The 8,186-nt window shown below is 75.9% G+C and carries 6 protein-coding genes; 3 read left to right on the forward strand and 3 right to left on the reverse strand.

What is annotated here, in order from left to right; genetic code table 11:
* The first annotated feature begins 59 nt into the window (after positions 1 to 59).
* Entirely contained in the window at positions 60 to 764 is a 705-nt protein-coding gene (locus GD970_RS15610; protein WP_405002585.1) for an amino acid ABC transporter permease, read from the forward strand.
* Positions 761 to 1,645, forward strand: coding sequence for an amino acid ABC transporter permease (locus tag GD970_RS15615; RefSeq protein ID WP_152203825.1), 885 nt, complete (start codon positions 761 to 763; stop codon positions 1,643 to 1,645). Before GD970_RS15610 ends, GD970_RS15615 begins: the two co-directional genes overlap by 4 nt.
* Positions 1,646 to 1,813: 168 nt before the next feature.
* On the opposite strand, the gene GD970_RS15620 is transcribed toward GD970_RS15615, so the two are convergent.
* The 3 genes from GD970_RS15620 to GD970_RS15630 form a co-directional block, all read right to left on the reverse strand.
* The gene (locus GD970_RS15620) at positions 1,814 to 2,416 is read right to left on the reverse strand and encodes a regulatory protein RecX (protein ID WP_226925384.1); all 603 of its coding nucleotides are present in this window, start codon (positions 2,414 to 2,416) and stop codon (positions 1,814 to 1,816) included.
* Positions 2,417 to 2,418: 2 nt separating this feature from the next.
* Positions 2,419 to 3,468 (reverse strand): recombinase RecA, encoded by a 1,050-nt coding sequence (gene recA / locus GD970_RS15625; RefSeq protein ID WP_152203826.1) that lies wholly within the window; start codon positions 3,466 to 3,468, stop codon positions 2,419 to 2,421.
* A 230-nt stretch (positions 3,469 to 3,698) separates the two neighbouring features.
* The gene (locus GD970_RS15630) at positions 3,699 to 3,932 is read right to left on the reverse strand and encodes a DUF3046 domain-containing protein (RefSeq protein WP_152203827.1); all 234 of its coding nucleotides are present in this window, start codon (positions 3,930 to 3,932) and stop codon (positions 3,699 to 3,701) included.
* Between the two features lie 80 nt (positions 3,933 to 4,012).
* Here GD970_RS15630 and GD970_RS15635 point away from each other — a divergent pair.
* Positions 4,013 to 8,186, forward strand: a 4,174-nt coding sequence (locus tag GD970_RS15635; protein ID WP_152203828.1) for a DEAD/DEAH box helicase, incomplete at its 3' end; no start/stop codon positions are given.

Consider the following 8,186-nt stretch of genomic DNA (forward strand, 5'->3'; position numbering starts at 1 on the left):
GCCCGTCCGCCGGCGGCCCGCGGCCCCGGTCCCCTCCGCACGCCCCCGAAGGAGCCCACGTGGGTGGCTACCTCGCCGACATGGCCGAGCTGTTCCGCAGCTACGACATCCTCGGTGCCTTCCTCGTCAACATCCGGCTGACGTTCTACTCGGCGATCCTCGCGTTCGTCATCGGCACCGTCCTGGCGGTGATGCGCGTCTCCCCCGCCCCGAGCCTGCGCTGGGCCGGGGCGACGTACGTCAACCTCGTGCGCAACACGCCGCTGACGCTGATCATCCTCGCGTGCTCGCTGGGCCTGTGGGGCCAGCTGGGCGTGGTGCTGGCGGGCAAGGACGCCCCCGGCGGGTTCATCGCCGCGAACAGCTTCCGGCTGGCCGTGCTCGGCCTGGCCGTGTACACGGCGGCGTTCGTGTGCGAGTCGCTGCGCTCGGGGGTCAACACCGTGCCGGTGGGTCAGGCGGAGGCGGCGCGCGCGATCGGGCTGTCCTTCGGGCAGTCGATGCGGATGATCATCCTGCCCCAGGCGATCCGCGGCGCCATCGCCCCGCTGGGCAACACCCTCATCGCGCTGGCGAAGAACTCCACGGTGGCCCAGGCCGCCGGGGTGGTCCAGGCGGCGTCGGTGATGGCGACGATGATCGAGTTCCGCCCCGACCTGATGGTCGCGATCTTCCTCATCATCGCCCTCGGCTGGGTCGTCATCGTCCTGCCGATCGGCCTGCTGACCACGTACCTGTCCCGCCGTCTGGGGGTCGCCCGATGAGCACCGTCCTGTTCGACGCCCCCGGCCCGCGCGGGCGCCGCCGGATCGCCGTCCTCAACGTCGTCGGCGCCCTGGTCGTCCTCGCCGGCCTCGTCTGGGTGATCTGGGCGCTGGCCCGCAAGGGCCAGTTCGCCCCCGAGAAGTGGGAGCCGTTCCTCACCGCCTCGGTGTGGACCGACTACCTCCTCATCGGGCTGTGGAACACCCTGCGCGCCGCCGCGCTCTCGATCGTCACCTCGGGGATCTTCGGCCTGATCTTCGGTCTCGGCCGGCTCTCTCAGCTGCGGGTGGTCCGCGCGGTGTGCGGCGTCGTCGTGGAGTTCTTCCGCGCCGTGCCCGTGCTGATCATGATGATCTTCTTCTACTTCCTGTTCTCACGCTCGGGCGTCGTCGCGCCGCCGCAGGCGCCGTTCTACGGGGTCGTGGTCGGGCTGACGCTGTACAACGGCTCGGTCATGGCCGAGCTGGTCCGCTCCGGGGTGCACAACCTCCCGCGCGGCCAGCGCGAGGCGGGGCTGGCGATCGGCCTCACGCCCGGGCAGAGCCTGCGCCTGGTCGAGCTGCCCCAGGCGCTCATCGCGATGCTGCCGTCGATGATCAGCCAGCTGGTGGTCATCCTCAAGGACACCGCGCTCGGTTACATCATCTCCTACAGCGAGCTGCTCCGGTCGGCGCGGCTGGTCGGCTCCACCTTCGCCAACTACGTGCCGGCGCTCATCGTCGCCGCCGTGATCTTCATCGTCGTCAACTACACCCTCACCTGGGTGGCCGAGCGGGTGGCCCGCCGGCTCAGCGTGCGCACCACCGGCACCGCCGGGGCCGTGGCGCAGGACAGCGGGGTGGCCGCGGTCGGGGTCCCCACCGGGGCCGGCGCGGAGTAGCCCGGCGCACAACGCCGCCTCGGCCGCCGGTGCACCGGCGGCCGAGGCGGCGTCCTGCTGGGTGACCCCCGCCAAGGGGGCGCGCCCGGTAGTCACGGCCCGGGTGCGAGAGGCGCCGGTCCGTCCAGGCCCGGGCGCGGGGCGCCGCCGATCGGTCCGGGCCGCGCGTCACTCCAGGGCCCAGTCGGCGACGTCGTCGCCCGGGTCCTCCCCCTCCGCGGCCAGCACCTCGTCGACGACCCGCATGGCCACGCCGGGACCGAACCCCTTGCGGCCGAGCATGGCGGCCAGCCGGCGCCGGCGGACCTGCCGATCCAGGCCGGCGGTGCTGCGGGCCTTCTTCTCGACGAGGCGCCGGGCGGCGGCCTCCTCGTCGGCGTCGTCCACCTGGGCGAGCGCCGCGCCGGCCACCTCGGGGTCGATGCCCTTCTTGTGCAGCTCGGCCGCCAGCGCCCGCCGCGCCAGCCCGCGCTCGGCGTGCCGGGTGCGCACGAGCATCTCCGCGTACGCGGCGTCGTCGACCAGCCCGACCTCGGTGAACCGGTCGAGCACCCGGGCGGCGACGTCCTCGGGCACGTCCCGCTTGGCGAGCGCGGCCTCGAGCTGGGCGCGGCTGCGCGGCGCGGCGGTCAGCTGGCGCAGCGCGATGGTGCGGGCCACCTCCTCGGCGTCCGGCTCGCGGTCCACCGCCGCGGCGCCGGCCGACGGCGGCTCGAGGTCGTCGCGTCGACGTCCCGGCCGCCGTCGGCGCGATGCCTCGGGCTGTCCCACGGTCAGAACTCGACCGGGACCTCACCGGCGGGGGCGCCGTCGGCCGGGACCTCCACGCCGATGCCGAGCTTGGTGAGGATCTTCTTCTCGATCTCGTCGGCCAGCTCGGGGTTGTCCTTGAGGAACTGGCGGGCCTTCTCCTTGCCCTGGCCGAGCTGGTCGCCCTCGTAGGTGTACCAGGCGCCGGACTTGCGCACGATGCCGTTCTCCACGCCGAGGTCGATGAGGCCGCCCTGGCGGGAGATGCCCTCGCCGTAGAGGATGTCGAACTCGGCCTGCTTGAAGGGCGGGGCCATCTTGTTCTTGACGACCTTGACCCGGGTGCGGTTGCCCACCGCGTCGCCGCCCTCCTTGAGGGTCTCGATGCGGCGGATGTCCAGACGGACCGAGGCGTAGAACTTCAGCGCCTTGCCGCCGGTGGTCGTCTCCGGCGAGCCGAAGAAGACGCCGATCTTCTCGCGCAGCTGGTTGATGAAGATGGCCGTGGTGCCGGACGCCGACAGGGCGCCGGTGACCTTGCGCAGCGCCTGGGACATCAGGCGGGCCTGCAGGCCGACGTGGGAGTCGCCCATCTCGCCCTCGATCTCGGCCTTGGGCACGAGGGCCGCGACGGAGTCGATGACGACGATGTCCAGCGCCCCGGACCGGATGAGCATGTCCATGATCTCCAGCGCCTGCTCGCCGGTGTCCGGCTGGGAGACGAGGAGTGCGTCGGTGTCCACGCCCAGCTTCCGGGCGTACTCGGGGTCCAGGGCGTGCTCGGCGTCGATGAAGGCCGCGATGCCGCCCTTCTTCTGGGCGTTGGCCACCGCGTGCAGGGCGACGGTCGTCTTGCCGGAGGACTCCGGGCCGTAGATCTCGATGATGCGGCCGCGCGGGAGGCCGCCGACGCCGAGGGCGACGTCCAGGGCGACCGAGCCGGTGGGGATGACCTCCACCTTGGGGCGGGTGTCGTCCCCCAGGCGCATGATCGACCCCTTGCCGAACTGGCGGTCGATCTGGCTGAGTGCGGCCTCCAGGGCCTTGCTGCGGTCTGCGACGGGAGCGGGCATGGTGGTTCACCTCTCGGCGGGGGCCGCTCGGGCGGCCCGGGGGCGGTCAGGGCTGGTCTGTGGCAGGGCCCGCCCTCTCCGGACGGCTACCTGCTGGCGACGCTATGCCCGACCACTGACATCCGGCCGGAGGCCCCCGTGGGACTGTGGAGATCGCCGGTCGTCGTCGCCTGGGCACGAGATTACGCCGAACGGCTGTTCGAAGCCACGCTCCGACACGCGGGAGTTTCTCAGCGGCCGGGGCGGTCCTTCGGGTCCCGGCGGTAGCGCCAGCGCGCGGCGTCGTCGAGCTGCATCTCGTCGCACATCGCGTCCCACACGGCCTTGGGGGCGACCCCGGCGGACAGCGCGGCCGCGGCGGTGCGCCCCCCGACGCCGGGCAGGACGAGGTCCTCGGCGAGAGAGCGGCCGTACCCCGCGCCGAAGGTCTCCTCGACCACCTGCCAGAACTCCGAGTGCCTCACCCCACCAGCCTGCCACGCCCGGGGGCGGCCGCCGCACGCCGGGGCCCGGCGCGGGCGCGGTGTCACCCCCGGGCGGCACAATGACGTGCGTGCCGTTCTCCGAGCCCACCCGCGCGTGGTTCGACGGCGCCTTCGCGGCCCCGACGCCGGCACAGGAGGGCGCCTGGGACGCCATCGCGTCCGGGCAGCACGCCCTCGTCGTCGCCCCCACCGGGTCGGGCAAGACCCTCGCGGCGTTCTTGTGGGCGATCGACCAGATGCTCACCGGTGAGGTGCCCGAGGACGCCGAGCGCTGCCGGGTGCTGTACGTCTCCCCGCTCAAGGCGCTGGCGGCCGACGTCGAGCGCAACCTGCGCTCCCCGCTGGTCGGCATCTCGGCCGCCGCGGCCCGGCTGGGGCAGGCGGTCAACGACGTCCGGGTCGGCATGCGCACCGGCGACACCCCGGCCGGCGAGCGGCGGCGGATGGCGACCCACCCGCCCGACATCCTCATCACCACCCCCGAGTCCCTCTACCTCGTGCTCACCTCCGCGGCGCGCGAGGGGCTGCGCGGGGTGCGCACGGTGATCGTCGACGAGATCCACGCCCTGGCCGGCACCAAGCGCGGCGCGCACCTGGCGTTGTCCCTCGAGCGCCTCGACGCCCTGCTGCCGGCGCCGGCCCAGCGGGTCGGGCTCTCGGCGACCGTGCGCCCGGTGCCCACCGTGGCCACGTTCCTCGCCGGGCACCGCACGCTGCCCGAGGGCGGCCGCACGGTCCGCGTGGTGGAGCCGGCCAGCAGCAAGGAGCTGCGCATCGACGTCGTCGTGCCTGTCGAGGATCTCGCCGACCCCTCCGCCACCCCGCTGCGCACCCCCGCCCACGGCGGTCTGGAGGACGAGGGCCCGGACCTCTCCGGCGCCGCGGCCGGCGCGCCGCCCGAGCAGCGCCACCCCTCCGTCTGGCCGCACCTGACCGAGCGGGTGGTGGACCTGGTCGCGGCCCACCGCTCGACGATCATCTTCACGAACTCCCGCCGCTCCGCCGAGCGGCTCACCGCCCGCCTCAACGAGGAGTGGCAGGCCCGCGCCGACGGGGTCGGGGCGGGCGACGCCGCGCGGGCCGCCGGGGCGGCCTGGGCCGCCGCCACGCCCGGGCAGTCGGGCACCGCGCTGGCCACCGCCCAGGTGGTCGCCCGGGCCCACCACGGCTCGATGAGCCGGGAGGAGCGGGTGCGCACCGAGACCGAGCTGAAGTCCGGGCGCCTGCGCGCCGTCGTGTCGACCTCCAGCCTCGAGCTCGGCATCGACATGGGCGCGGTGGACCTCGTCGTCCAGGTGGGCGCCCCGCCGTCGGTGGCCTCGGCGCTGCAGCGCATCGGCCGGGCCGGCCACCAGGTGGGTGCCGTCTCGCACGGCGTCGTGCTGCCCACTCACCGCGGGGAGCTGCTGCCCGCGGCGGTCTCGGCGGCCCGCGCCCGGGCCGGGCTCATCGAGGAGATCCACGTCCCGGCCAACCCGCTGGACGTCCTCGCCCAGCAGATCGTGGCGATGCTCGCCCTCGACGAGCGCACCGTCGAGGAGGTGGCCACGCTCGTGCACCGCGCCGCCCCCTTCGCCACCCTCGGCGAGCGCTCCCTCACCGCCGTGCTCGACATGCTCGCCGGGCGCTACCCCAGCGAGGACTTCGCCGAGCTGCGCCCCCGCATCGTGTGGGACCGCACCGCCGGGGTGCTGCGGGGGCGCCCGGGGGCGCTGCGCCTGGCCGTCACCTCCGGCGGCACCATCCCTGACCGCGGCCTGTACGGGGTGTACCTGGCCACCGGCCCGGTCGCCGAGGGCGGCCGGACGGCGGCCGACGTCACCTCCGGCGCCCGCGGCACCGGGCGGCGGGTCGGCGAGCTCGACGAGGAGATGGTCTACGAGTCCCGGGTGGGCGACGTGTTCACCCTCGGCACCAGCACCTGGCGCATCGAGGCCATCACCCCCGACCGGGTGCTCGTCTCCCCCGCCCCCGGGCAGGCCGGCCGCCTGCCGTTCTGGAAGGGCGACACCCCCGGCCGGCCCGCCGAGCTCGGCCGGGCGCTGGGCGCCACCACCCGGGAGCTGGCCGGCCACCTCGCGGACGGCACCGCGGCCGAGCGGCTCGCGCGCGCCGGCCTGGACGCCTGGGCCACCGACAACGTCGTCGCCTACCTCGACGCCCAGCGCGAGGCCACCGGCCGGCTGCCGGACGACCGCACCATCCTCGTCGAGCGCTTCCGCGACGAGCTCGGGGACTGGCGGGTGGTCATCCACTCCCCCTACGGCGCCCGCGTGCACGCCCCCTGGGCCATGGTGCTGGCCGGGCGGCTGCACGAGGCCACCGGCATGGACGTCAACGCCGCGCCGAGCGACGACGGCATCGTGCTGCGCCTGCCCGACGTCGACACCACCGCCTCCGGCCCCCTCGACCTCGCCCAGCTGCTCCTCGACCCCGAGGAGGTCTCCGGCCTGGTCGTGGGGGCGCTGACCGGCTCGGCCCACTTCGCGGCCCGCTTCCGCGAGGCGGCCGCCCGCTCCCTGCTGCTCCCCCGCCGGCGCCCGGACCGGCGCCAGCCCCTGTGGCAGCAGCGCCAGCGCAGCGCCCAGCTGCTCGCCGTCGCCGCCCGCTACCCGGACTTCCCGGTCGTGCTCGAGGCGGTGCGCGAATGCCTCCAGGACGACTTCGACGTCCCCGCGCTCACCGAGCTCATGCGCCGCGTCGCTGCCCGGGACGTGCGGGTGGTGGAGGTGACCACCCAGCTGCCCTCGCCCTTCGCCCGCTCGCTGCTCATGGGCTACATGGCGCAGTTCCTCTACGGCGACGACGCCCCCCTCGCCGAGCGGCGCGCCGCGGCCCTCACCCTGGACCCCACGCTGCTCGCCGAGCTCGTCGGCTCGGACCTCGGGGACCTCGCGGACCTGCTCGACCCCGAGGCGGTGGCGCAGGTGGCGGCCGAGGTGGGGCTGCGGACCGCGGCCGCGCGCGCCAAGGACGCCGAGGGCCTGGTGGACCTCGTGCGCCGGCTGGGCCCGCTGACGACGGCGGACCTCGCCGCCCGCGCCGTCGCGCCCGAGGAGGTGCCCGCCTGGCTCGCCGACCTGCAGGGACAGCGCCGCGTCATGGCGGTGCGGGTGGCCGGCGTGGACCAGTGGGCGGTGGTCGAGGACGCCGGCCGGCTCCGCGACGCCCTCGGGACCGCGCTCCCCCTCGGGCTCCCGGCCTCGGTGCTCGAGCCGGTGCCGGACCCCCTCGGGGACCTGGTGCGCCGCCACGCCCGCACGCACGGGCCGTTCACCGCCCGCGACGTCGCGGCCCGCCTCGGCCTCGCCCCCGGGGCGGTGCAGCCGGTGCTGGCCGACCTCGTGCGCACCGGCGCCCTGATCGAGGGCCGGCTCAGCCCGGCCCCGGGGGCCGACGGCCTGCCGCGGGGCGACGGCGAACCGACGGGCGCCGGCGCGCCGGCGGCCGACGGGAGGCCTGCCGGCGACGGCGCCCCGGCCGGCGACGGCGTCCTCACCCTCGTCGCGCCGGACGGCGTGGGCGTGCTCACCGCCCCGCCGGTGGAGTACTGCGACGCCGAGGTCATGCGCCGCATCCGCCGCCGCTCGCTGGCCCGGCTGCGCAGCGAGGTCGAGCCGGTCATGCCGCAGACGCTCGGGGTGTTCACGCCGCGCTGGCAGCACGTCGCCCCGGTCGGCGCCCGGCCGGACCTGCGCGGCGCCGACGGCGTCCTCACCGTGGTCGACCAGCTGGCCGGCGCCCTCGTGCCCGCCTCCGCGCTCGAGTCGCTCGTGCTGCCCGCCCGGGTGCGCGACTACTCCCCCACCCTGCTCGACGAGCTGACGAGCTCGGGCGAGGTGGTCTGGGTCGGCGGCGGGGCGCTGCCCGGCGTCGACGGCCTGCTCACCCTCCTGCCCGCCGACGCCGTCGACGAGCTGGCGCCGACGCCGGCCGCCCCCACCCTCACCGAGCTGCACCACCACCTGCTCGCCGCCCTCGCCGGCGGCGGGGGCCGCTTCTTCCGCGACCTGCTGCCGCCGGACGAGCTCGGCCCCGACGGCCACGCCGCGAGCGCCCGCCCGGCCGAGGTGCTCGAGGCGCTGTGGGACCTGGTGTGGGCGGGCCGGGTCACCAACGACACCCTCGCCCCCGTCCGCGCCCGCCTCGGCGGCGGGCGCCCCACCCACGCCGCCCCGCGCACCCCCGCGCGCGCCCGGTCCCTGCGCCCCGGCGCCGGGCTGCGCCGCGCGG

The sequence above is a fragment of the Georgenia thermotolerans genome (assembly GCF_009193185.1).
GTDB lineage: Bacteria > Actinomycetota > Actinomycetes > Actinomycetales > Actinomycetaceae > Georgenia > Georgenia thermotolerans.

Excerpts from the sequence above, each read along its gene's own strand:
- GD970_RS15615 (WP_152203825.1), top strand. The coding sequence starts at position 761 with ATGAGCACCGTCCTGTTCGACGCCCCCGGCCCGCGCGGGCGCCGCCGG.
- recA (WP_152203826.1), bottom strand. The coding sequence starts at position 3,468 with ATGCCCGCTCCCGTCGCAGACCGCAGCAAGGCCCTGGAGGCCGCACTC.